20 protein-coding genes and 1 pseudogene are annotated in these 22,470 nt (G+C 64.0%); 10 read left to right on the forward strand and 11 right to left on the reverse strand.

Features of this window, described 5'->3' with window-relative positions; genetic code table 11:
- Positions 1–38 precede the first annotated feature (38 nt).
- Positions 39–494 carry a carboxymuconolactone decarboxylase family protein gene (locus LB533_RS11680; RefSeq protein WP_224677211.1) on the reverse strand — a complete coding sequence of 152 codons (456 nt, stop codon included), beginning with the start codon at positions 492–494 and terminating at the stop codon, positions 39–41.
- A gap of 123 nt (positions 495–617) precedes the next feature.
- Positions 618–1,046: an SRPBCC family protein gene (locus LB533_RS11685; RefSeq protein WP_140495735.1), complete on the reverse strand. Its 429-nt coding sequence runs from the start codon at positions 1,044–1,046 to the stop codon at positions 618–620.
- 199 nt (positions 1,047–1,245) lie between these two features.
- Here LB533_RS11685 and LB533_RS11690 point away from each other — a divergent pair.
- Both LB533_RS11690 and LB533_RS11695 read left to right on the forward strand, forming a co-directional pair.
- Positions 1,246–2,004 (forward strand): annotated as a pseudogene (locus tag LB533_RS11690) (copper homeostasis protein CutC).
- On the forward strand, positions 2,001–2,495 hold the full coding sequence (locus LB533_RS11695; RefSeq protein WP_224677212.1) for a GNAT family N-acetyltransferase: 495 nt from the start codon (positions 2,001–2,003) through the stop codon (positions 2,493–2,495). Before LB533_RS11690 ends, LB533_RS11695 begins: the two are co-directional and overlap by 4 nt.
- A 155-nt stretch (positions 2,496–2,650) precedes the next feature.
- On the opposite strand, the gene LB533_RS11700 is transcribed toward LB533_RS11695, so the two are convergent.
- From LB533_RS11700 to LB533_RS11720, 5 genes are all read right to left on the reverse strand, one after another.
- A complete protein-coding gene (locus LB533_RS11700; RefSeq protein ID WP_224677213.1) occupies positions 2,651–4,030 on the reverse strand; it encodes an OFA family MFS transporter in 1,380 nt (459 codons plus the stop codon).
- A 325-nt stretch (positions 4,031–4,355) separates the two neighbouring features.
- Positions 4,356–5,291, reverse strand: a complete 936-nt coding sequence (locus LB533_RS11705; RefSeq protein WP_224677214.1) for an acyltransferase family protein — start codon at positions 5,289–5,291, stop codon at positions 4,356–4,358.
- 193 nt (positions 5,292–5,484) lie between these two features.
- Positions 5,485–6,282 carry an FAD binding domain-containing protein gene (locus LB533_RS11710; protein WP_140638974.1) on the reverse strand — a complete coding sequence of 266 codons (798 nt, stop codon included), beginning with the start codon at positions 6,280–6,282 and terminating at the stop codon, positions 5,485–5,487.
- Positions 6,283–6,388: 106 nt separating this feature from the next.
- A complete protein-coding gene (locus LB533_RS11715) occupies positions 6,389–8,737 on the reverse strand; it encodes a xanthine dehydrogenase family protein molybdopterin-binding subunit (protein ID WP_224677215.1) in 2,349 nt (782 codons plus the stop codon).
- Positions 8,738–8,827: 90 nt separating this feature from the next.
- A complete protein-coding gene (locus LB533_RS11720) occupies positions 8,828–9,316 on the reverse strand; it encodes a (2Fe-2S)-binding protein (RefSeq protein WP_140521053.1) in 489 nt (162 codons plus the stop codon).
- Positions 9,317–9,622: 306 nt separating this feature from the next.
- On the opposite strand from LB533_RS11720, the gene LB533_RS11725 reads away from it, so the two are divergent.
- Both LB533_RS11725 and LB533_RS11730 read left to right on the forward strand, forming a co-directional pair.
- Positions 9,623–10,759 carry an FIST signal transduction protein gene (locus LB533_RS11725; RefSeq protein WP_140638977.1) on the forward strand — a complete coding sequence of 379 codons (1,137 nt, stop codon included), beginning with the start codon at positions 9,623–9,625 and terminating at the stop codon, positions 10,757–10,759.
- Between the two features lie 8 nt (positions 10,760–10,767).
- Entirely contained in the window at positions 10,768–12,108 is a 1,341-nt protein-coding gene (locus LB533_RS11730) for a hybrid sensor histidine kinase/response regulator (RefSeq protein WP_224677329.1), read from the forward strand.
- A 9-nt stretch (positions 12,109–12,117) separates the two neighbouring features.
- Here the strand turns inward: LB533_RS11730 and LB533_RS11735 are convergent, their stop codons facing one another.
- A complete protein-coding gene (locus LB533_RS11735; RefSeq protein WP_224677216.1) occupies positions 12,118–12,801 on the reverse strand; it encodes a response regulator in 684 nt (227 codons plus the stop codon).
- Between the two features lie 226 nt (positions 12,802–13,027).
- Between LB533_RS11735 and LB533_RS11740 the strand changes: the two genes are divergently transcribed.
- The 3 genes from LB533_RS11740 (at position 13,028) to LB533_RS11750 (ending at position 15,557) form a co-directional block, all read left to right on the forward strand.
- Positions 13,028–13,726, forward strand: a complete 699-nt coding sequence (locus LB533_RS11740; RefSeq protein ID WP_140623324.1) for a fumarylacetoacetate hydrolase family protein — start codon at positions 13,028–13,030, stop codon at positions 13,724–13,726.
- Positions 13,727–13,730: 4 nt separating this feature from the next.
- A complete protein-coding gene (gene maiA / locus LB533_RS11745; RefSeq protein WP_224677217.1) occupies positions 13,731–14,381 on the forward strand; it encodes a maleylacetoacetate isomerase in 651 nt (216 codons plus the stop codon).
- A 135-nt stretch (positions 14,382–14,516) separates the two neighbouring features.
- A complete protein-coding gene (locus tag LB533_RS11750; protein WP_140623320.1) occupies positions 14,517–15,557 on the forward strand; it encodes a zinc-dependent alcohol dehydrogenase family protein in 1,041 nt (346 codons plus the stop codon).
- A gap of 13 nt (positions 15,558–15,570) precedes the next feature.
- Here LB533_RS11750 and LB533_RS11755 read toward each other — a convergent pair whose 3' ends face one another.
- On the reverse strand, positions 15,571–16,464 hold the full coding sequence (locus tag LB533_RS11755; RefSeq protein WP_224677218.1) for a DMT family transporter: 894 nt from the start codon (positions 16,462–16,464) through the stop codon (positions 15,571–15,573).
- 108 nt (positions 16,465–16,572) lie between these two features.
- On the opposite strand from LB533_RS11755, the gene LB533_RS11760 reads away from it, so the two are divergent.
- The gene (locus tag LB533_RS11760) at positions 16,573–17,976 is read left to right on the forward strand and encodes a PLP-dependent aminotransferase family protein (RefSeq protein ID WP_224677219.1); all 1,404 of its coding nucleotides are present in this window, start codon (positions 16,573–16,575) and stop codon (positions 17,974–17,976) included.
- Positions 17,977–17,999: 23 nt separating this feature from the next.
- Here LB533_RS11760 and LB533_RS11765 read toward each other — a convergent pair whose 3' ends face one another.
- Positions 18,000–18,890 (reverse strand): LysR family transcriptional regulator, encoded by an 891-nt coding sequence (locus LB533_RS11765; protein ID WP_224677220.1) that lies wholly within the window; start codon positions 18,888–18,890, stop codon positions 18,000–18,002.
- Between the two features lie 135 nt (positions 18,891–19,025).
- Between LB533_RS11765 and LB533_RS11770 the strand changes: the two genes are divergently transcribed.
- The gene (locus LB533_RS11770; RefSeq protein ID WP_224677221.1) at positions 19,026–20,486 is read left to right on the forward strand and encodes an MFS transporter; all 1,461 of its coding nucleotides are present in this window, start codon (positions 19,026–19,028) and stop codon (positions 20,484–20,486) included.
- 235 nt (positions 20,487–20,721) lie between these two features.
- A complete protein-coding gene (gene cml / locus LB533_RS11775) occupies positions 20,722–21,924 on the forward strand; it encodes a CmlA/FloR family chloramphenicol efflux MFS transporter (RefSeq protein ID WP_224677222.1) in 1,203 nt (400 codons plus the stop codon).
- Between the two features lie 33 nt (positions 21,925–21,957).
- Here cml and LB533_RS11780 read toward each other — a convergent pair whose 3' ends face one another.
- Positions 21,958–22,455, reverse strand: coding sequence for a MaoC family dehydratase (locus LB533_RS11780; RefSeq protein ID WP_140495716.1), 498 nt, complete (start codon positions 22,453–22,455; stop codon positions 21,958–21,960).
- Positions 22,456–22,470 lie beyond the last annotated feature (15 nt).

Genomic DNA, 22,470 nt, shown 5'->3' on the forward strand with positions numbered 1-22,470 from the left:
GTCCATTGCACCGTGGCACGGCTCGCCTTGGCGCGGCCCTAGCCCCAGGCGCCGACCATTTGCCGCGTCGTGGCGTTCAACCGGTTGAAGGCGTTGATCACGGCGATCTGGATGACGAGCCCGGCAAGCGCCTTTTCGTCATAGTGCCGGGCGGCCTCGTCCCATACCTCGTCCGTCACGGCATCCGTTCTGTCGGCCAGCCTTGTGCCGGCCTCGGCAAGGGCAAGCGCGGCGCGTTCGGCATCGGTGAAGTACGGCGTTTCCCGCCAGGCCGACAAGGCAAAGATGCGTTCGTCCTTCTCGCCGGCCTTCTTGAGTTCGCGCGCATGCATGTCGACGCAGACCGAGCAGCCATTGATCTGGCTGGCGCGCAGATGGACGAGCTTGCGCGTCACATAGGGCAAATCGGCCGCCTCGGTCGACTTGTCCAGCGCCAGCAGCGCCTGCAGGGCGCCGGGCATGAGCATCACGGGGTTCCTGAGCCTGGCTTCCATGGTCTTTCTCCGTTTTGAAACGTTTGTCCAGGGCGTGGTTTGCCATGCCCGCAAGCGGCGCATCCGGGAGACTTGTTGTGGTTCGCCGGCCATGCCCGCCGACTGGTCGAGGAGCGTCGGCGCTCAGCCTTGCTTCGCAGCCACCTGCTCAAGCCGCTCAAGAATACGCGGCCAGCCGCTTCCCATGCCGACATATCCACGCTCGTCGGCCGGCCGGAATCCCGAGTGCTCCATCCGCACCCGGGTCGCCGCGCCCTCAGGCGTGAGCGACCAGGTCACCACGGTTTTCAGTCCGCTGTCGGATTCGCTTCCGTCGCCCCAGCTATAGGCAAGCAGGCGTGGCGCCTCGACCTTCAGCACGACGCAGTTCGTCACCCCCGACCAGCCCGGTACCGGTGAAGCGCGAAACGTGAAGCGATGACCCTCTTGCGGCGCGAAGTCGTTCTGCATGAGCCATTCTGCGACAAGTTCGGGCACCGTCAGCGCACGCCATATCTTCTCCGCCGAATGCGGAATCAGCCGTTCGACGACGATCGATTTGGTCTGCGTCATGCCCTGCTCCTCTTAGTCGTTGTCGAGCGGCCGCTCGCGATCAATAACCCGATGGCTATGGATCAACTCATAACCACGTAGTTATAAGACTGTCAAGCAGGGAAATGTCCCCTGGTCCAATGCGACGTGACGTTCCTGCTTTCGCGCCCGCCGCCCGGGTGCTACGGGCTTTTCACAACATAATGGACAGGATCACACCTTGACCGAAGAAGTCCGCCCGCCGCTGATCGAAATCTGTGTCGAGGGCATTGATGGCCTCCTGGCAGCACAGGCCGGCGGCGCCGATAGGGTCGAACTGTGCGCCAGCCTCGTCGAAGGCGGCATCACGCCGAGCCTGGGAACAGTGCGTGCCGCCCTCGACCAGGCGACCGTACCGTTCCATGTCATGGTGCGGCCGCGTGGCGGCGATTTTCTCTACAGCGAAACCGAGTACCGTTCGATGCTGGCCGACGTAGCCGCCCTGCGCGACCTCGGTGTATCAGGCGTGGTGTTCGGCTGCCTCACCGCCGAAGGCACCATCGACGAGCGCCGCATGAGCGAATTGACGGAGGCCGCCGGTGGCCTCAACGTCACTTGTCACCGCGCTTTCGACATGACGCGCGACCCGGCCGAGGCGTTGGAAGCGCTGATCCGTTGCAAGGTCGGCCGCGTGCTGACCAGCGGCCAACGCGACACGGCGATGGAGGGCCTGTCGCTGTTGGCGGACCTGGTGCGATAGGGGGGCGATCGCATCGTCATTCTTGGCTGCGGCGGGCTCGATCTCGGCAACATTGCCGAGGTGCGGCAAAGGACTGGACTATCCGAAATGCATTTCGCCGCCCTCAAGGACGTGCCCAGCGCAATGCGCTACCGCAATCCAAAGGTCGGCATGGGCGGCTCCGATCTCGACCGCGAGTATCGCAACACGCTAACCGATACGCCGCTTGTGGCAGCGACGATCGCGGCGGCCAAGGCATGACCGCCCTCTCCCCGATCAGCCGTGTCTCGCGAAGCGACGAAGCGGCCATACTCGCGCTCAACAACGAGCATGCCGCCGAATTGTCGTGGCTTGAGCCCGAGCGCCTGTCTTTCCTGCTTGGCGAGGCGTTCTATGCGCGCCGCATCGGCGCGCTCGAAGCCTTCATCATGACTTTCGATCAGGGGGCCCGGTACGACAGCCCGAATTTTCTCTGGTTTCGCGAACGCTACGAGCGCTTCGTCTATGTCGATCGTGTCGTGGTGGCGGCGCAAGCCCGTGGCCGCGGCCATGCCCGCCTGCTCTACCAGGACCTGTTTGAGCACGCCACGCGCGCCGGCCACGTACTGGTCGCATGCGAGGTCAATGCCGACCCGCCCAACCCGGCTTCGGACGCCTTCCATGCCGCGCTCGGCTTCTCCGAGGTCGGCGACGCGGTGATCCACGGCGGCAAGAAGGCTGTGCGCTACTACGTCAGGCCTATCATCGCCTGAGCACTGCTCCTTTCCAGGTCTCCACCATTACTGGAACAGCGCCGCCGCACTGACCAGCGTCGTCCAGAACCCCCACAACAGCGGGATGCCGACCAGCAGCCAGGCAAGGATCAATTTGACAGAATTGCTGTTGTCTTGCGCCATGATCACTCTCCTTACGCTGCAGCCGGTTCGGCCTTCATGTGGAACCGTGCATTCACCGGCCGCATCACCAGGTTGAGCAGGAAACCGACGACGAGCAGGCCGGCCATGATGTACATGGTGACCGTGTAGGCATCGGCCTTCGCTACTCCTGCATCGATCTGGTACTGCCTGATGTAGTTGACCAGGACCGGCCCCAGCACGCCCGCCACCGACCACGCCGTCAGCAGGCGGCCATGGATGGCGCCGACATAACGCACGCCGAAGACATCGCGCAGATAGGCGGGAATGGTGGAAAAGCCGCCGCCATACATGCTCAAGATGACGCCATAGAACAGCACGAAAAGGAACACGTTGCCCGACTGGCCCGTCCACGGCACCACCGCATAAAGGATCACGCCGAGCACGAAGAAGACCGCGTAGGTCGTCTTGCGGCCGATATAGTCGCTGGTCGACGCCCAGAAGAAGCGGCCGAGCATGTTGAAGATCGACAGCAGGCCGACGAAGCCGGCGGCGGCGGCCGGCGTGATGCGTCCCGGGAACATCTCCTGGCTCATGGCGGAGGCTTGGCCGAGGACGCCGATGCCGGCCGTCACATTGAGGCACAGCACGCCCCACAGCAGCCAGAACTGCGGTGTCTTCAATGCGTCGTCGAGATGCACGTTGGCGGTTGTCACCATCGTGTTTTGTGTCGTCGGCGGCGTCCAGCCGGCCGGACGCCAGCCATCGGGCGGCACCCTGACGATGACAGCGCCGATCAGCATGAAGATGAAGTAGACGATGCCCAGCACGATGAAGGTTTCGGCGACACCGATATGCTGCGGGGTCGAAAACAGCTTCAACAGATAGACCGAAAGCGGCGAAGCGATGAAGGCTCCGCCGCCAAACCCCATGATCGCCATGCCTGTCGCCATGCCCGGCCGGTCGGGAAACCAGGTGATCAGCGTCTTGACCGGCGAGATGTAGCCGAGCCCGAGGCCGATGCCGCCCAGGACGCCGTAGCCGAGATAGATAATCCACAATTGATGCAAGGTGACGCCGAGCGCCGACACGATGAAACCGCCGCCGAAACAGCAGGCGGCCGCGACCATCGCCTTGCGCGGGCCAACGCGATCCAGCCAACCGCCGCCGAAGGCTGCCGCGAGGCCAAGAAACAGGATCGCGATCGAAAATATCCAGCCGAGTCCGGTCAGCTTCCAATCATCGGGCGCCGAATCGGTGATACCGATCAGTTTCGACATCGGCAGGTTGAAGACGCTGAACGCGTAGGCCTGGCCGATGCAAAGATGAATGCACAACGCCGCCGGCGGCACCATCCATCTGCTGAAACCGGGCTCGGCGATCGTGCGCGAGCGGTCGAGCCAGCCGCCGGCGTTTTCCCTGGTCGTTGCCATTCCATCCTCCCATGCAATGCTCCGATTCGAATAAACTAGGCGGAGCACGGGGCGGGACAACAAGGAATAGCTGCCATAATACCAATGTCTAAGGACATTGGGCTATCCGGCAAGCAGATCGCCAGGTCACCCCTGGCTATATTAGGACGAACTTACCAAACAAGCTGCCGAACAGGCGGCATCGAGCGAGGCTGACCTTGGCCGCTATGCAACGCAAGGGAGGGACACTGCGGCGTCACTCACCAGTTGCGGTTCAGCCACTCACGCGACGGCCGCTCGATAACATAATAGCTGCAGAGCGCGCAGGCAAAGACCCCAGCCAGCATCAGCCAAGGGTCGCTGCCTCGCTCATAGACGAATTGTAGAATGGCTGCTGCCACAGATAGAGCGAATAGGACCATAGGCCCAGCGTCGCCATAGGCCAGGACGACAGCAGTCCGGAAAACAATCTCGTGCTGAAATCGAGAGCGTTGACGGCAAGCGCCAGCAGCGGCACAGCGACCAGATAGTGGATCGGGGTCGGTACCGGGTCCATGAACAGAAGCACCGCCGCGATCGCTGCCGCCACCGCCACATAGGGGCCCTTCAACAGGGCCGGCAGCTTGCCGTCGGTCTTCAGCAGGCAGATGGCGGCCGACAGCAGGATCGACGCGATGTGCACGTCGGTGCGCCAATATGTGGTTTCGTAATCCATGTGCAGGAACCAGTACGAAACGGCACCGTTTGCCATGGCCAGCACCGCCAGCACCAGGAGCAGCGGGATGATGCGGCTGCGGCTTGCGACGAACGCGCTGATCGCGGCCAGGATGATGTAGGCATGCTCTTCGACACAGAGCGACCAGATGTGGTCGAGCGCGCCGGCGCGGTTCACCAGAATTCCGGCATAGTTGTAGGTGAATGTCAGCGCCGTCAGCGCCGCCTTCCATTTGAAGGCGATGAACGTGCCCGACAGCGCAATCATCGAAACGATCACGAACACCAGCAGTGCAGGATAGATGCGGGAGAAGCGGCGCTTGAAGAACTTCTTCAGCGGGTAGCGCTCGACGAACAGGATCTCGGCCATCAGCCGGCCGCTGAGCACGAAGAAGAATTCGACGCCCAGCACGCCGAGATTGATCCCTGCAACGGGAAAGAAATGGCCAATGAGCACCAGCGCGATCGAAAGTCCGCGCCAGCCGTCGAGATAGGCCAGTCTTGTCCTGGCGGATCTGTCGGCGACGGGTCTTGGCGGCACAACATGCGTCGCGGAGATGTCGGTCATGCCGCTCCCTTCGCATTGAAACATGCGAATAGGGTCGCAGGTCGTGATGAACACTCCGAACCCGGCTCGCGTTTGATCGCCGGCATAGTGCAGTGCAATACCGCTTTGTGCAAGTGCGAGATTGCCACAATGCGCCCGTCTGCGGAAAAGGGGCGCGAAGTCCCTCTCCCGCCTGACAGGGATCAGAAAGGAATCAGGCGTTCGCGGCGGCCACCGCGCGCTTGGCCATGACCGCGACCAGATTGGCACGGTAGTCGGCGGAAGCGTGGATATCGCTCATCAGCTTGGTCGCCGGCACCTTGACGCCGTCGAGCGCCGAAGCCACGAAGTCCTTTGCAAGCGCGGCCTCGATCTCCTTCGAGCGGAAGACGCCATCGTCGCCGGCGCCGGTCACGGCCACGCGGATGCCGTCCTCACCCTTGGCCACGAACACGCCGACAATGGCGTAGCGGGAGGCCGGATTGCGGAATTTTTCATAGGCTGCTTTTGCCGGCGCGGTGAAGGTGACGGCCGTGATGATTTCGCCGTCCTCCAGCGCCGTCTCGAACAGGCCCGTGAAGAACTTGTCGGCGGCGATCTGGCGCGTGTTGGTAGTGATGGTGGCATTTAGCGCCAGCATGGCCGCTGGATAATCGGCCGCCGGGTCGTTGTTGGCGATCGAGCCGCCGATTGTGCCCCTATAGCGGACCGCCGGATCACCGATCAGCGATGCCAGATGCGCGAGCGCCGGGCAGGCCTGTTTCAATTTGTCGTCGCTGGCAACATCGAAATGCGTGGTGGCGGCGCCGATCGTGACTGTCCTGCCGGACACTGTAACGCCTTGCAACTCCTTGATCCGCGACAGGTCGACGACATCGGAAGGGGCCGCCAGCCGCGTCTTCATGGCCGGGATCAGGGTCATGCCGCCCGACAGCAACTTGGCGTCGCCGCCCGTGACGAGCTTCGCAGCATCGGCGACCGAGGCGGCGCGGTGGTAATTGACTGCGTACATTGTCTCTCTCCCTTCGGGAAAGAGCGAACAGGGTATAGCGAGTTAGCGAATAGGACCTTCCCTTCGCATCACGCTTTTCCCCTACTCGCTACTCCCTACTCGCTTTTCAATGCTTCGCCGCACGGATTGCGGCCCACACCGTAGACGGCGAAGCCGGCATGGCGATATCCGCGATTCCTATGGCGTCAGTGATGGCGTTGATCACCGCCGGCGGCGAGCCGATAGCGCCGGCCTCGCCGCAGCCCTTGATACCGAGCGGATTGCCCGGACACGGCGTGTTCGAGGTCGAGACCTTGAACGAAGGCAGGTCGTCCGCGCGCGGCATGGTGTAGTCCATGTAGCTCGCGGTCAGAAGCTGGCCGTCGGCATCATAGTGGGCGCCTTCGAGCAGTGCTTGGCCGATACCCTGCGCGATGCCGCCATGCACCTGGCCCTCGACGATCATCGGGTTGATGATGTTGCCGAAATCGTCGGCTGCGACGAACTGGATGATCTCGGTCGTTCCGGTATCCGGATCGATCTCGACCTCGCAGATGTAACAGCCGGCCGGAAAGGTGAAATTGGACGGGTCGTAAAACGCCGTTTCCTTCAATCCTGGCTCCATGCCACCGGGCAAATTATGAGCGGTATAGGCCGCCAGCGCCATCTGGAACCACGGCACGTTTTTGTCGGTGCCGGCGACCTTCAGCGCGCCGTTCTCGATGACGATGTCGCCCTCGTCGGCTTCGAGCAGGTGCGCCGCGATCTTCTTGGCCTTGGCCTCGACCTTGTCGAGCGCCTTGGCAATCGCCGACATTCCGACCGCGCCCGAGCGCGAGCCGTAGGTGCCCATGCCCATCTGCACCTTGTCAGTGTCGCCATGGACGATCGAGACGCTGTCGATCGGCACCCCAAACCGTTCGTTGACCAGTTGCGCGAAGGTCGTCTCATGGCCCTGGCCGTGGCTGTGCGAGCCGGTCAGCACCTCGATGGTGCCGGCGGCGTTGACGCGCACCTCGGCCGATTCCCAAAGGCCGACGCCGGCGCCGAGCGAGCCCACCGCGGCCGACGGCGCCAGGCCGCATGCTTCGATGTAGCAGCTCATGCCGATGCCGCGCAGCTTGCCGTTCCTGGCGGCCTCCGCCTTGCGTCCGGCAAAGCCGGCATAGTCGGCGGCCTCCATGGCCGCGTCGAGCGAGGCGCCATAGTCGCCGGCGTCATAGTTCATGATGACCGGCGTCTGGTGCGGAAACGTGGTGATGAAGTTGGTCCGCCGAAGCTCCGCCGGCGACATGCCGAGTTCCCGCGCCGCGGTCTCCATCGTGCGCTCGATGAGATAGGTGGCTTCGGGACGCCCTGCCCCGCGATAGGCGTCGACGGGTGCCGTGTTGGTGTAGACCGTGCGGACATTGGCGTGGATCGCCGGGATATCGTACTGGCCTGACAGCAGCGTCGCATAGAGATAGGTCGGCACGCAGGACGAGAACAACGACATGTAGGCACCGAGATTGGCCAACGTGTCGACCTTGAGGCCGGTGATCCTGTTGTTCCTGTCGAAGGCCATTTCCACTGTCGAGACATGATCGCGGCCATGTGCGTCGGAGAGGAAGCTTTCGGTGCGGTCGGCCACCCACTTCACCGGCACGCCGGTTTTCTTGGACGCCCACAGGCAGACGATCTCTTCCGGATAGATATAGATCTTGGAGCCGAAGCCGCCGCCGACATCGGGCGCGATGACGCGCAATTTGTTTTCCGGCGCAATGTTGTAGAAGGCGCTCATCACCAGCCGCGCGACATGCGGGTTCTGCGAGGTCGTCCAGCAGGTATAATGGTCTTCCGCTCTGTCGTAGTGGCCCAGCGCTGCCCGCGGCTCCATGGCGTTGGGCACCAGCCGGTTGTTTACGATTTTCATGCGGGTGACGTGGGAAGCCGCCTTGATCGCCGCGTCGGTCGCCTTGGCGTCGCCGATCTCCCAGTCGAAAATCAGATTGTTTTCGGCCTCCGGATGGAGTTGCGGAGCGCCCTTTTCGAGCGCCTTCGTCGCATCCACCACCGCCTCGAGTTCATTGTAGGTGATCTCGACCGCTTCGGCGGCGTCGCGCGCCTGCCCCTTGGTGTCGGCGACCACGACGACGACCGCATCGCCGACATAGCGAACCTTGTCGACCGCCAGCGGCGACCAGGCTCCCATCTTCATCGGGGAGCCGTCCTTGGAATGTATCATCCAGCCGCAGATGAGATTGCCGATGCCATCGGCCTTCAACTCCTTGCCCGTCAGCACACCGATGACGCCCGGCATGGCTTGAGCCTTGTCGACCTCGATCTTCACGATCTGGGCATGCGCGTGCGGGCTGCGCACGAAGGCCGCATGCTTCATACCGGGCACCACCATGTCGTCGACATAGCGGCCGGCGCCGGTGATGAACCGCTTGTCTTCCTTGCGCGCCACGCGAGCGCCGACACCTTCAATGCCCATTAGAAATTCCTCCCGAAATAGTGAGTAGGAAGTAGTGAGTAGTGAAGATCGGCGCCGGTTCGGACCGACTACTCACTCCTCACGCCTTTCTCACGCCGCTTGCCTGACCTTGCCGCTCATCCCCTCCGATGCGGCGAGGATCGCCTTGACGATGTTGTGGTAGCCGGTGCAGCGGCAGATGTTGCCCTCGAGCTCTGCGCGCACCGTCGCTTCGTCGAGGCCTTCGGGGTGGCGCTTGATCATGTCGGCCGCCGTCATGATCATTCCCGGCGTGCAGAAGCCGCATTGCAGTCCGTGATGCTCCTTGAATGCCGCCTGCACGGGATGCAGGTCGGCACCATTGGCAAGCCCCTCGATCGTCACCACGCTCGATCCGGACGCCTGTACCGCGAGCATCGTGCAGGATTTCACCGCCTTGCCGTCGACATGGACGACGCAGGCGCCGCATTGCGAGGTGTCGCAACCGACATGGGTACCGGTGAGACCGAGATTCTCCCGCAAGAAGTGAACCAGCAGCGTCCGGTCCTCGGCCGCACCGCGGACCTGTTTTCCGTTCACCATCAACGAAACGTCCGACATGAATCCTCCCTGGGCATCACCTTGGTCATCACGCTGCCGACGCGGTGTTGGCTTCGGCCATGCGTTATTCGTACACCGCACAAGCCGTAAAAAACAGCGCGGCGCAAAAGCCGGATCATTGTACTTTCGGCCATGGCAGGGCGGAACACCCATTCCCCTCGCCCCATTGCCAAAATGCCGATTGGCGGCAACAATGGCTTTCGACGCTGGCGCGCAAGAAGCACATAAACAGCCGCGCACAGGCAGCGTCGGAGGAAATGCGGGAGAACGTCGCTGACCGTTTCACGGACGCGCTACGCATGCGGTTTGTCGGCGCTGACCACGGACGAGCCCGACCCGGACGTCTTCGCACGCGCGGTAGCGGCGGAGGCGGCCGCCATCGAGGCCGGCTTCGCCCTGTTGTTCTTTTCCCAGCGCCTTGTCGAGGCCGGCGCCCTTTCGCGCGCAATCGCGGCCCATGCGCCGGCGCTACACTACGCCGGCTGCTCGACTGCCGGCGAAATCACGCCGCAGGGCCTCGAGGAAGGCCATATCCTCGCCATGCTGCTCCCTTCGGCGTCGTTCACCGCGGTCAGCACCACGGTTGACAACCTGTCGTCATCGGGCTTGGACAGGGTCACTGGTGATGTCGAGGATCTGAGACGCACGCTGCATGGGCGCATCGGCGGCGAGCGGACCAGGAACACCTTCGCGCTCTGTTTCATCGACGGACTGTCCTATGCCGAGGAAGCGGTGAGTTCGGCCATCCATTGGGGCCTCGATGACATACCGCTGCTCGGCGGTTCCGCCGGTGACGACCTGAAATTCGAGACGACGAGCCTGATCTCCAACGGCAGGGTCACCTCCGACAGCGCCATCATCGTGCTGGTCGCCACGGAAATCCCTTTCCATGTCTTCAAGACCGACAATTTCGTTCCCACCGACGAAAAGCTGGTGGTCACCGCGTCCGATCCCGATCACCGCATCGTGCGCGAGTTCAATGCCACCATTGCGGCCGAGGAATATGCCGCTTCGGTCGGCATCGTCGCGCAGACGCTGACGCCGCTGAGCTTCGCCTCGCATCCGGTGGTGGTGAAGGTAGGCGGTGAATATTACTGCCGCTCTATCCAGAAGATGCATGCGGACGGCTCGCTGTCGTTCTTCTGCGCCATCGACGATGGTGTCGTGCTGTCGATCGCCCAACCCAAGGACATGGTGGAATCGACCCGCGCGGCTCTACTCGACGTCGAGGCGAGGCTTGGCGGCATCGACATGATCATCGGCTTCGACTGTGTCCTGCGCCGGCTGGATGCGCGCAACCGCCAGGTCTTTCGCGAGATTTCCGAACTCTACCGGGTCAACAACGTCATCGGCTTCGGCACCTATGGCGAACAATACCGGTCGATGCATCTCAACCAGACCTTCACCGGCATCGCCTTCGGCGAGCGCCCGGCCGCCGAGTGAGCGCTGCCGTGCCCCTCAAGGACATAGACGATCCCGACAGGCTGAAGAAGATCAACGCCGCGCTGGTCAGCCGCGTCGAGCGTTCGATGGACCAGCAAGGCAACGCCTTCTCGCTGTTCCAGACCGCGATCTCCCTGGAAAGCAGGGTACGCGCCCGCACCGAGGAACTGCACTCGACCTTGCGGCGGCTGGAGCAATCGAACATCGACCTCAGCGCCGCCAAGGAAAATGCCGAGCAGGCGAACCTGTCCAAGACCCGCTTTCTCGCTGCGGCCAGCCACGACGTGCTGCAGCCGTTGAATGCGGCGCATCTGTCCGTCTCCGCCCTTGCCGAAGTGCAGACCAGCGACGAGGGCCGGAAACTGGTGCGGCAGGTCGAGCGCTCGCTGGAGACGATGGAGGACCTGCTGCGCACGCTGCTCGACATCTCCAAGCTCGATGCGGGCGTGGTCCAGCCCGACATTGGCGATGTCAGCCTGGAGGCGCTGTTCTCGTCGCTGCGGTCGGATTTCGAACCTGTGGCCGAACTGAAGGGCCTGTCGCTGAAATTCCGCGCCGTCAACGCCGTGGTCCGCTCCGATCGCACGCTGCTGCGCCGCATCCTGCAGAACATCCTCTCCAATGCGCTGGGCTATACCCGCTCGGGCGGCGTCCTTGTCGGCACCAGGCACCGCGGCGATGCCATCCGCATCGATGTCGCCGACACCGGCTGCGGCATTCCCGACGACCAGCGCGAGGCCGTGTTCGAGGAATTTCATCGCGGCATCATGCCTGCCAATGCCGAACTCGCCGGCGGCGGCCTCGGCCTTGGGCTGGCCATCGTGCGGCGCATCGCCGGCGCGCTCGGACATCCCGTGACGTTTTCCTCGAAGGTCGGCCGCGGCACGATTTTTCACATCGATGTCCCCGTCGGCATCGGTGCCACGGCCGACGCCGTCGCCAGCGCTGCAAGCCTGGAGCGGCCGCGCGGCTACGGCCTGTTCGGCACCAAGGTTCTGCTGGTCGAGAACGATGTCGAGGTGCTGCAGGCGATGACCTCGTTGCTCGAACGCTGGCAATGCCTGGTGCGCGCCGCGACCTCGACCGACGACGCGCTCGACATGCTCGGCGACACGGACTGGGTGCCGGACATCGTCATAGCCGACCAGCACCTCGACGGCGGCGATCTCGGCACCGCCACCATATCGAAGGTCCGCCGCTATCTTGGCCGCGCGGTACCGGCACTGATCGTCACCGCCGACAGTTCCGAAGCCGTCGCCAAGGCGGCGCGGGCCGGCGGCATCGAGCTGATGCGCAAGCCGGTCAAGCCCGCGCAACTAAGGGCGCTGCTGGCCCATCTGCTGGCTTAGACCTGCCCCTCAAAACCCCGCCTGGTCCCTGAAAAGCTCCGCATTGTCAAGCTTCGAAACCTCGATCACCGCTTGCGTGCGGCTGTAGACGTTGAGCTTGCGCAGGATCTCCGAGACGTGCGCCTTGACTGTGGTCTCGCCCACTTGCAACTCATAGGCGATCTGCTTGTTGAGCAGGCCCTGGCGTAGCATCTGCAACACGCGCAACTGCTGCGGCGTCAATGTCGAAAGGCGCTGCACCATGTCGGCGCGGTCGGTGCTGTCGGCGTCGGGCGGGCGGCCCTCATAAGTTTCCGGAACATAGATGGCGCCTTCCATAACCGAGCGTATAGCGTTGGCCAGATCGCTCTTGCGCGCCGATTTCGGGATGAAGCCGGCAGCACCGTAGGACAGCGCCTCGGAAATGATCTTGGGCTCCTCGTAACCGGACACGATGACCACGGGCAGGCGCGGATAGCGTGTCCGAAGCTGCAGCAACCCCTCGAATCCGTGCACGCCGGGCATGCTGAGATCGAGCAGGGCAAGATCGAACGGCTTTGTCCCGGCCAGCAGGTCGAGTGCCTCGGCGATCGAGCGCGCCTCCACCGTGTCGACCTCCGGATAAGCCATCTGCACGGCGCTGTGCAGCGCCTCGCGAAACAGCGGATGATCGTCGATGATCAGGAACCGGGCGCTGTCAATGGCTGCTGTCATGTGGCTCGTTTCGGTTTGCCGGCCGCAGCATAATCCCGCGACCATGGCCGACTTATTGGCAAATAGTCTATCCCAGTGGAGGATGCATCGCCGCGAAAGTGATGGAAACTCCGGATTCCTTATACGGGCCGGCAGGCCAATGCTTTATGAAAAGCGACGCCTTGCCCGACCCCTTAATTCGGCAGAAGGTGCCCGCGACCCCGACATCCAACTGCAGAGACAGACCATGACCGCCTTTGTCCTCCCCGCTCCGCCAACGCCCTCGGTCGCAGTGGCCGGCTCGAACGAACGATTTGCGGTGCGCCGCATCTTCTGCGTCGGGCGCAACTACGCCGCGCATATCAGGGAGTTCGGCAATGACGAGCGCGATCCACCCTTCTTCTTCACCAAGCCGGCCGACGCGGTGGCCGACTCCGGCGCCACGATCCCCTACCCGCCGCTGACGACCAACCTGCACCATGAGATCGAACTGGTGGCCGCGATCGGCAAGCCGGGCTTCCGCATCCCGCGCGCCCAGGCGCTGGATCATGTCTGGGGCTATGCCGTCGGCATCGACCTCACTCGCCGCGATCTCCAGGACGAAGCCAAGAAGGCGGCGCGGCCCTGGGACTGGTCGAAGGCTTTCGACCGCTCCGCGCCGTGCGGTCCTCTGGTTCCCGCGCAAAAATCCGGCCATCCGAGCCAAGGCCGTATCTGGCTGGCCGTCGACGGCAAGATCCGGCAGGACGCCGACCTCGCCGAGTTGATCTGGCCGATCTCCGACATCGTCTCGATCTGCAGCGAAGGCATGGAATTGCAGCCGGGCGACCTCATCTTCACCGGCACGCCGGCCGGCGTCGGCGCGGTCAACCCTGGGGAGACGATGACCGGCGGCGTCGACGGCATCGGCACAATCGAAGTGACCATCGGCCAGCCAAATCGGTGAACGCATGAGCGACATCGTCCTTCACAACTACTACCGCTCCTCCACCTCCTACAGGGTGCGGATTGCGCTGGAGATGAAGGGGCTGACCTATGACTACGTGCCGCATCACCTGCGCCATGGCGAGCATCTCGAACCGGCCTATCTCGCGGTCAACCCGCAGGGCCTGGTGCCAGCGCTGATCCTGGGCGACGGCACCCTGCTGACGCAATCGCTGGCGATCATCGAATTTCTCGACGAGACGAAGCCCGAACCGCCTCTGCTGCCGAACGACGCAGTTGGGCGCGCCCGTGTCAGGATGCTGGCGCAGATGATCGCCTGCGATATCCATCCGGTGAACAATCTGCGTATCCTGACCGCGCTGCGAACCCTGTTCGGCGCCGGCGACGAGGATGTCGCCAACTGGTTCCGGCACTGGGTCAACGAGGGTTTCAAGCCACTCGAAGACCTGTTGATGGCTTCGCCCGAGACCGGCACGTTCTGCCACGGCGACACGCCGGGGCTGGCCGATATCTGCCTGGCGGCACAGGTCACCAGCAATGCCCGTTTCGGCGTCGATATGGCGCCCTATCCGACGATCTCGCGCATCAACGCCGCCTGCATGGCCCTGCCGGCCTTCCAGAACGCCGCGCCGCAAAACCAGATCGATGCCGAGTAACCGTCATTCGGCGACGCGCAGCGTCGCCATCGGCGTATGCGCAAACGGCCGACTTGTCTGGCGGAATCGATTTCCGCTTGACCGGCCCGGGAATCGGCTATCGTTTCCCGAAGTGCGCGCAAGGTGGAGTTGCCGATGAAAGCCGTCGTCTTCGAAAAATTCGGCGAAGAGCCGACGATCCAGACCGTTCCCGATCCGAAGCCGGCGCCGGACGGCGTCGTCATCAAGGTCGAGGCGACAGGCCTGTGCCGCAGTGACTGGCACGGCTGGATGGGCCATGATGCAGATATCCGCCTGCCGCATGTCCCCGGTCACGAGCTGGCCGGCGTCGTGGTAGCCGCCGGCAAGCAGGTGACCCGCTGGAAGGCTGGCGAGCGCGTCACCGTCCCGTTCGCCGTCGGCTGCGGCCATTGCTTCGAATGCACGTCCGGCAATCACCAGGTCTGCGAGCACCAGTCCCAGCCGGGCTTCAACGCCTGGGGCTCGTTCGCCGAATATGTCGCCATCGAGCACGCCGACACCAACCTCGTGCGCTTGCCCGACGAGATGGAATTCGCCACTGCCGCCAGCCTCGGCTGTCGCTTCGTCACCTCGTTCCGCGCCATCGTCGACCAGGGCCGGGTGACGCCGGGCGAATGGGTGGCGGTGCATGGCTGCGGCGGCGTCGGCCTGTCGGCGATCATGATCGCCAGCGCCATGGGCGCCAATGTCATCGCCATCGACCTCACCGAAGAGAAGCTGGACTTCGCCAGGAAGATCGGCGCGGTGGCGACCATCAACGCGGCGACGACCCCGAACGTCGTCAAGGCGGTCAAGCAGATCACCAACGGGGGCGTGCATATGTCCATGGATGCGCTCGGCCATCCCACCACCTCGTTCAATTCGATCGCCAATCTGCGCCGGCGGGGGCGCCATGTGCAGGTCGGCCTGATGCTGGGCGATCACGCCCGCCCGCAGGTGCCGATGGACAAGGTGATCGCGTTCGAGCTCGAAATCCTCGGCAGCCACGGCATGCAGGCCTACCGCTACCCCGCGATGATGGAGATGATCCGCACCGGCAAGCTGAAACCCGAGCTTCTGGTCGGCAAGAAGATCAGCCTTGAGGAAGCGCCCGCCGCGCTGATGGCGATGGGCGGTTTTGAAGGTATCGGCATCGGTGTGGTGACGAAGTTCTAGCCAGCCGCGCCCGTCATCCAACAGTCGCGGGCCGTGGCAAGTCCCGCTTGGCAAACTTTTTGGCGCCGAACACGCACAGCACCACGCCGAGCGTGACGACGACCATCATGGGGCTGACCTGTTCATGCAGCAGTGTCGCCGCCAGGGTGAGGCCAAAGAAGGGCTGCAGCAGTTGCAACTGCCCCACGGCGGCGATGCCGCCTTGCGCGAGGCCGCGATACCAGAACACGAAGCCTATCAGCATGCTGAACAGCGAGACATAGGCAAGCCCGATCCAGGCATTGGTCCCGACCGTGGCGAAGGACGGTGGCAGGGTTACCACGGTCAGCACCAGCATGACCGGCAGCGACAACACCAGCGCCCAGCAGATCACCTGCCAGCCGCCCAGCCTGCGCGACAGCGCGGCGCCTTCTGCGTAGCCCAGGCCGCACACGATGATGGCGGCAAGCATCAGTGCGTCGCCAACCGGCGAGGCAGTCACGCCCTGCGCAAGGGCAAACCCGCCCACCAGCGCGCTGCCGAGGCATGAGAACAGCCAGAAGGCCGGTCTCGGCCTCTCGCCCCCGCGCAGCACGCCGAAGATCGCGGTCGCCAGCGGCAGCAGGCCGACGAAGATGATGGAATGAGCAGAGGTGACATGCTTCAGCGCCAAGGCTGTCAGCAAGGGAAAGCCGACCACCACACCCAACGCGACGATGACAAGCGACATCAGGTCGTGACGCTCCGGGCGCTTCTCGCGGAAGACGAGCAGCAGCCCGAGGCCGAGCAAGGCGGCTATAACCGCGCGCGCCGACGTCAGGAACGTCGGATCGAGATCCATCACCGCCACGCGCGTTGCCGGCAAGGAGCCGCTGAAGATCAACACGCCGATGAATCCGCTCATCCAGCCGCTCGTCGTCTTGTCCATTGCAGGCACTCCATCCATTGCGCCCTCTATCGGGCCCATGCCCATGGCGTCACCAGAGACAATGCAGTACAATTCAACAAAACTGTAATGGTTTGCCGGAAGGTACAGATGGACGAACAACCCGCGAGATTCGATAACAGCGGAACCCTTGTCGAAGGCGTCATGGCCACGATCCGCCAGCGAATTGCCGCGCGCAGCCTCACGCCTGGCGCCCGGTTGCCCTCTATCCGAGCCTTCGCCAAATCCATGCAGGTTTCCAAATCGACAGTGGTCGAGGCCTATGAGCGACTGGCGGCGGAAGGCGCGATCCGTTCCCGGCCAGGCTCCGGCTTCTATGCCGCCGGATCGCTGGCGCCGCTGTCGCTGGCCGAGATCGGCCCCCGGCTCGACCGCGCCGTCGATCCGCTCTGGATTTCGCGGCAGTCGCTGGAAGCGGGCGATGAGATGCTGAAGCCCGGCTGCGGCTGGCTGCCCGCCTCGTGGATGCCGCAGGCAGCGCTACGTCGCGCGCTGCGCACCGTGGCGCGCGCCGATGATGTGGCCCTTGCCGACTACGGCACGCCGCTCGGGCTGCCGCCGCTGCGCCAATTGCTGGCGCGGCGCATGGCCACGCATGGCATCGAGGCTTCCCCCGAACAGATCATGGTGACGGAATCGGGCACGCAGGCCATCGATCTGCTGTGCCGGTTCCTGCTCGAACCCGGCGATACAGTGCTGGTCGACGATCCCTGCTATTTCAATTTCCACGCACTGTTGCGTGCCCATCAGGCCAAGGTCGTCAGCGTCCCCTATACGCCATCGGGACCGGATATCGACTTGTTCGCGCAGGCGCTGGCCGAGCATCGGCCGCGCCTCTACATCACCAACTCCGCTATCCACAACCCGACTGGCGCGATCCTGTCGCCGGTCACCGCGCACCGGCTGCTCAAGCTCGCCGATCAATCGGACCTGACCATCGTCGAGGACGACATCTTCGCCGATTTCGAACACACCCCTGCCCCGAGGCTCGCGGCTTTCGACGGGCTCGAACGTGTCGTCCATATCGGCAGTTTCTCCAAGACGCTTTCGGCCTCGATACGCTGCGGGTTCATCGCCGCGCCCCGTGACTGGATGGAAGGGCTGGCCGACCTCAAGATCGCCACCACCTTCGGCGGCGGGCGGCTCGCGGCCGAATTGGTGCTGACCCTGCTCAGGGATGGCAGCTATCGCAAGCATATGGACCTGCTGCGCGCCCGGCTCTCACGCGCCATGATCGAGACAAGCGCTCGGCTGAAGGCGATCGGGATCACGCCCTGGATCGAGCAGCCCGCCGGTCTGTTCCTCTGGTGCAGCCTGCCGGATGCAGTGGACGCAGCCGAGGTTGCCCGCCGCGCGCTTGCGGCCAATGTTGTGCTGGCGCCCGGCAATGCGTTCAGCCTGTCGCGATCAGCCAGCCGGTTCCTGCGCTTCAACGTTGCGCAATGCGAAGACGAGCGGATTTTCAAGGTGCTGGAGGCAGCCATGCCGCGCTGACGGCTGCGGCGCGGCTTGCGCGATCAGGACTTCACGCAAATGTCGCGCACACAACTCCGCAGCCAGCGCTGCGCCGGATCGGCATCGAGCCGCGGATGCCAGAGCATGGAAATGGTGACCGCCGGGATGTCGACCGGCAGGGAAAAACTCTGCATGCCGGCGCGCGCGCCTTGCGTATGCCGCTCGGGCACGCTGGCGATCAGGTCCGAGGCGCGCGCCATGGCGAGCGCGGCCGAAAAACCGGAAGCCATGCACACGACCGTCCGTTGCAATCCGAGCCGGCTCAAGGCCTCGTCGATCGGCCCTGTTTCGCGGCCCCGCCGCGAAACATTGATGTGACGGCCAGCCGCATAGCGTTCCGGCGTCATCGGGCCTTTGCCCAGCGGGTGGTCGCTGCGTACGGCACCGACGAAACGGTCGCGAAAAAGCGCCTGGATGCGCACCTCCGGCCCGGTCTCGCCGGCCACGCCTACTTCCAGGTCGATCGCCGCTTCGCGCAGCGACGCCATGTCCTTGTCCGACTTCGGCGCGAAACGCAGCCGCACGCCCGGCGCATCGGCCTGGATACGGGCGATCAGGCGCGGCCCGAACTCCTCGACGAAGCTTTCATTGGTGCGCAGCGTGAAGGTCCTCTCCAGGCCCGGCAGATCAAGCAGCTGGGCCGGGCGCAGCAGCGTTTCCGCATCCTGAACCACACGGCCGACCTTCTGGCGCAGTTCCTGCGCGCGTGGCGTTGGAACCAGGCCGCGACCGGCGCGCACCAATAGCGGATCTCCCGTCGCCGCGCGCAGGCGTGCCAGCGTGCGGCTCATCGCCGAGGGGCTGAGCCGTAATCGCTTCGCCGCACGCGCCACGCTGCCTTCGTCCAGCAGGACATCGAGGGCGACGAGCAGATTGAGATCGGGCGGCGACATGGGTCGATCCTAGCACGAAATCCACTGATGTGGCGCGTGATGCACGAATACAATGCAAATGCTGCGCATTCCGCCACATCACGCAAACGATTAGATCTTCGAAGCTTCGACCTGAAGCCGACAAAGGAGATCGCCGTGGCAGTCACTGAGCAACATCGCAACGATCACGCATCGGTCGCACAGAAAATCCCATCGGCTGGATGGGCGCTGGCGAGCCTGTCGCTGGCCACGCTGCTGTCGTCGCTTGGCACCAGCATCGCCAGCGTCGGCCTTCCCGCGCTGATGCAGGCATTCGATGCCTCATTCCAACAGGTGCAATGGGTCGTGATTGCCTATCTGCTCGCCATCACGATCCTGATCGTCAGTGCCGGGCGCCTCGCCGACATACTCGGGCGGCGGCCGCTGCTGCTTTTTGGCATCGCGCTGTTCACATCGGCGTCCGTGCTCTGCGGCCTCTCGCCGGCTTTGTGGCTGCTGATCGCGGCGCGGGCGGTACAAGGGCTTGGCGCGGCGCTGATGATGGCACTGACGTTGGCCTTTGTCGCCGAGACGGTGAGCAAGGCCAGAACCGGCAGCGCCATGGGCCTGCTCGGCGCCATGTCGGCCATCGGCACCACGCTCGGCCCTTCCTTGGGCGGCCTGCTGATCGCCGCTCTCGGCTGGCGTTCGATCTTCCTGGTCAACGTGCCGCTCGGCATCCTGACCTTTGCAATGGCCTGGCGTGCTTTGCCTGCCGGCAACCGGACGGCGCGGACCGGTCAAGCCAGCTTCGATGGTTTGGGCACGGGCCTGCTGGCCCTGACATTGGCGGCTTACGCGCTGGCGATGACGCTGGGTAGAGGCAGTTTCGGGCTCATCGATATCGGCCTGCTGGTCGCGGCTGGCATCGGCATCTTCCTGTTCGCCACGACGCAAAGGATGGCGAAAAATCCATTGGTCGAGCTTTCCGCCTTCCGCGATCTCTCGCTGAGCGCCAGCCTGGCCATGAACCTCATCGTCGCCACCGTGATGATGGCGACCTTGGTGGTTGCGCCGTTCTATCTCTCGCGCGGGCTCGGACTGGACGCGCCAAACGCCGGACTGGTGCTCTCGACAGGCCCGCTGGTCTCAGCGCTGTCGGCGTTGCTTGCCGGACGCCTTGCCGATCGCTTCGGAGCCAAAAGGATGATGGTCGCGGGCCTGCTCGGCCTTGCCACGGGCACGTTCCTCCTGTCCCTGGCGATAACGACACTCGGCATCGCCAGCTATGTCGTCCCCATCACCGTGACCTGCTTCGGTTATGCCCTGTTCCAGACAGCGAACAACGCCGCCGTCATGAGCAGCGTCGGCGGCGGTCAACGCGGCGTCATCTCCGGCCTGCTCAATCTGTCGCGCAACCTTGGCCTCATTACGGGCGCCTCCGTCATGGGCGCCATATTCGCCGCCGCATCGGCCGGAGGACGCGATGCCGGCGGCCAAGGCATGCTGACGTCAGCGGCGGCGGCCAGCGGAATGCAGGTGACCTTCCAGACTGCAACGGCCCTGACGCTGGCGGCGCTGGTGCTGGCGCTGGCTTCGGCTCGCGCCGTCGGCGGTGCTGCGCCCGAAATCCCCTGACTTGCCGCGCTGCATAGCCTGGAGGTTGCCCGGCCGGTCCTCGCCTGATAGGTGAACGACACACAGCCGAAGGACGGCTGCAAGATCATTCGGGGCAGCGGTATGGGAGCCAGCAAGTCAGCAGACGAGTAAGCCGCGACAACATCTCGTTGTTGCGGCTATCTGCCCCGTCATTTCCATTCTGAATCACCGGCAGGTCGCCGCCAAATCTCATCATTTGTGCGGATCCTCGACCATGTTTTATCCAAAACGCCCGATATGGGCTTACTCCTTGCCGTCGGCGCTGCTGCTGATGGCGCCCTTCGACATTCTTGCCTCGCTGGCCATGGACATCTATCTGCCGGTGGTTCCGGCAATGCCGGCAGCTCTTGGCACGACCCCTGATGTCATCCAGCTGACGCTCAGCCTCTATATGGTCACGCTTGGCCTCGGCCAGCTCGTGTTCGGCCCGATCTCCGACCGGATTGGCCGGCGCCCGGTAGTGATCGGCGGCGGGCTGCTGTTTGCAGGCGCTTCGTTTCTGCTGGCCGGCACGTCGTTGGCGACAGCCTTCGTTGCCCTGCGCGTCCTGCAAGCCATCGGCGCATCGGCTGTTCTGGTCGCGACCTTTGCAACGGTCCGTGACGTCTACGCGCAGCGGCACGAAGGCACGGTGATCTACGGCCTGCTCAGCTCGATGCTGGCCTTCGTGCCGGCATTGGGACCGATCGCCGGCGCCTTGATCGCCGACAGCTTCGGCTGGCGCGCGATCTTCATCACGCTCGCCGTCCTGGCCATGCTGACCACGTTCCAGGCGTGGCTGCGATGGCATGAGACGAAGCCCTCGAATGGCGACCGGCCGCACGCCGTATTCCGGTCGATCCTGGGCAGCTTCGCCTTTTGGACCTACACGCTCGGCTTTGCTGCGGCGATGGGCACGTTCTTCGTGTTCTTTTCGACGGCGCCCCGGGTTCTGATCGATCGCGCCGGCTTCTCGCAGATCGGCTTCAGCTTCGCCTTTGCCACGGCGGCATTGGTGATGATCGCAACCACCCGCTTCGCCAAAGCCTTCACCGGCCGCTGGGGTATCGCGGGCAGCCTGGCGCGCGGCATGGCGATGTTGCTTGTCGGCGCCGCAATGCTGGCGATCGGGCAGTTGTTCGCCGCGCCCTCCTTCGCGACCTTCATCCTGCCGACCTGGATGATGGCGGCGGGCATCGTCTTTGCCGCCTCGGTCACGGCCAATGGCGCACTCGAGGCGTTCACGGATGTCGCGGGAACCGCTGTGGCGCTCTATTTCTGCGTCCAGAGCCTGATCATCGGCATTGCCGGCACGTTTTTCGTCCTCCTGCTGGGCGGCGACACCGCGTGGCCGTTGGCCTGCTATGCCGCTGTTTTTGCGGCGATGACGCTGGGCGCCCTCAGCCTTTTGCCGAGCCGGCAGGCAAAGAACGCCTGACGAAGATGACCCAGGGGCCTGACGGACCGCCGCTCAGGCCCCTGCCCGCTTGCGGCGCTCATAGAGCATGACCAGCGTCTCGGCCGTCAGCGCCGGCTTTTCCTCGCCCTCGATCTCGACGGTGTTGGCGGCCTTCATCAGGTATTGGCCCGGCCCCCTGTCCTCCATGGACAGCAGCGTGGTGCGCAGCCGGATGCGTGCGCCCACCTTGACCGGCGCCAGGAATCGCACCTTGTCGAAGCCGTAGTTGAAGGCGGCCTGCGTGTTCTCGGGCACGATTCCCATGCCGAGCGCCAGCGCGCCGATGATCGACAGCGTCAGGTATCCATGCGCGATCGTCGTGCGGAATGGACTTTGCCGCCGCGCCCGTTCCGGGTCGACATGGATCCATTGGTGGTCACCGGTGCATTCGGCGAACTGGTTGATACGGTTCTGGTCGACTGTCGTCCATTCCGAGACGCCGAGCTCCTGCCCGGACATCGTCCTCAACTGCTCGTAGGTCGGCGGCGTCTTAGGCCGTATTTCGGTCATTCCTGTTTTCCCGAT

The organism is Mesorhizobium sp. BR1-1-13 (assembly GCF_020165515.1).
GTDB lineage: Bacteria > Pseudomonadota > Alphaproteobacteria > Rhizobiales > Rhizobiaceae > Mesorhizobium.

What these genes read in the sequence shown, in the direction of transcription:
- LB533_RS11755 (WP_224677218.1), bottom strand. Translation starts at nt 16,464, where the DNA reads ATGGACAAGACGACGAGCGGCTGGATGAGCGGATTCATCGGCGTGTTG.
- LB533_RS11700 (WP_224677213.1), bottom strand. Translation starts at nt 4,030, where the DNA reads ATGGCAACGACCAGGGAAAACGCCGGCGGCTGGCTCGACCGCTCGCGC.
- LB533_RS11680 (WP_224677211.1), bottom strand. Translation starts at nt 494, where the DNA reads ATGGAAGCCAGGCTCAGGAACCCCGTGATGCTCATGCCCGGCGCCCTG.
- LB533_RS11705 (WP_224677214.1), bottom strand. Translation starts at nt 5,291, where the DNA reads ATGACCGACATCTCCGCGACGCATGTTGTGCCGCCAAGACCCGTCGCC.
- LB533_RS11720 (WP_140521053.1), bottom strand. Translation starts at nt 9,316, where the DNA reads ATGTCGGACGTTTCGTTGATGGTGAACGGAAAACAGGTCCGCGGTGCG.
- LB533_RS11715 (WP_224677215.1), bottom strand. Translation starts at nt 8,737, where the DNA reads ATGGGCATTGAAGGTGTCGGCGCTCGCGTGGCGCGCAAGGAAGACAAG.
- LB533_RS11710 (WP_140638974.1), bottom strand. Translation starts at nt 6,282, where the DNA reads ATGTACGCAGTCAATTACCACCGCGCCGCCTCGGTCGCCGATGCTGCG.
- LB533_RS11765 (WP_224677220.1), bottom strand. Translation starts at nt 18,890, where the DNA reads ATGTCGCCGCCCGATCTCAATCTGCTCGTCGCCCTCGATGTCCTGCTG.
- LB533_RS11780 (WP_140495716.1), bottom strand. Translation starts at nt 22,455, where the DNA reads ATGACCGAAATACGGCCTAAGACGCCGCCGACCTACGAGCAGTTGAGG.
- LB533_RS11685 (WP_140495735.1), bottom strand. Translation starts at nt 1,046, where the DNA reads ATGACGCAGACCAAATCGATCGTCGTCGAACGGCTGATTCCGCATTCG.
- LB533_RS11735 (WP_224677216.1), bottom strand. Translation starts at nt 12,801, where the DNA reads ATGACAGCAGCCATTGACAGCGCCCGGTTCCTGATCATCGACGATCAT.
- LB533_RS11695 (WP_224677212.1), top strand. Translation starts at nt 2,001, where the DNA reads ATGACCGCCCTCTCCCCGATCAGCCGTGTCTCGCGAAGCGACGAAGCG.
- cml (WP_224677222.1), top strand. Translation starts at nt 20,722, where the DNA reads ATGTTTTATCCAAAACGCCCGATATGGGCTTACTCCTTGCCGTCGGCG.
- LB533_RS11740 (WP_140623324.1), top strand. Translation starts at nt 13,028, where the DNA reads ATGACCGCCTTTGTCCTCCCCGCTCCGCCAACGCCCTCGGTCGCAGTG.
- LB533_RS11760 (WP_224677219.1), top strand. Translation starts at nt 16,573, where the DNA reads ATGGACGAACAACCCGCGAGATTCGATAACAGCGGAACCCTTGTCGAA.
- LB533_RS11750 (WP_140623320.1), top strand. Translation starts at nt 14,517, where the DNA reads ATGAAAGCCGTCGTCTTCGAAAAATTCGGCGAAGAGCCGACGATCCAG.
- maiA (WP_224677217.1), top strand. Translation starts at nt 13,731, where the DNA reads ATGAGCGACATCGTCCTTCACAACTACTACCGCTCCTCCACCTCCTAC.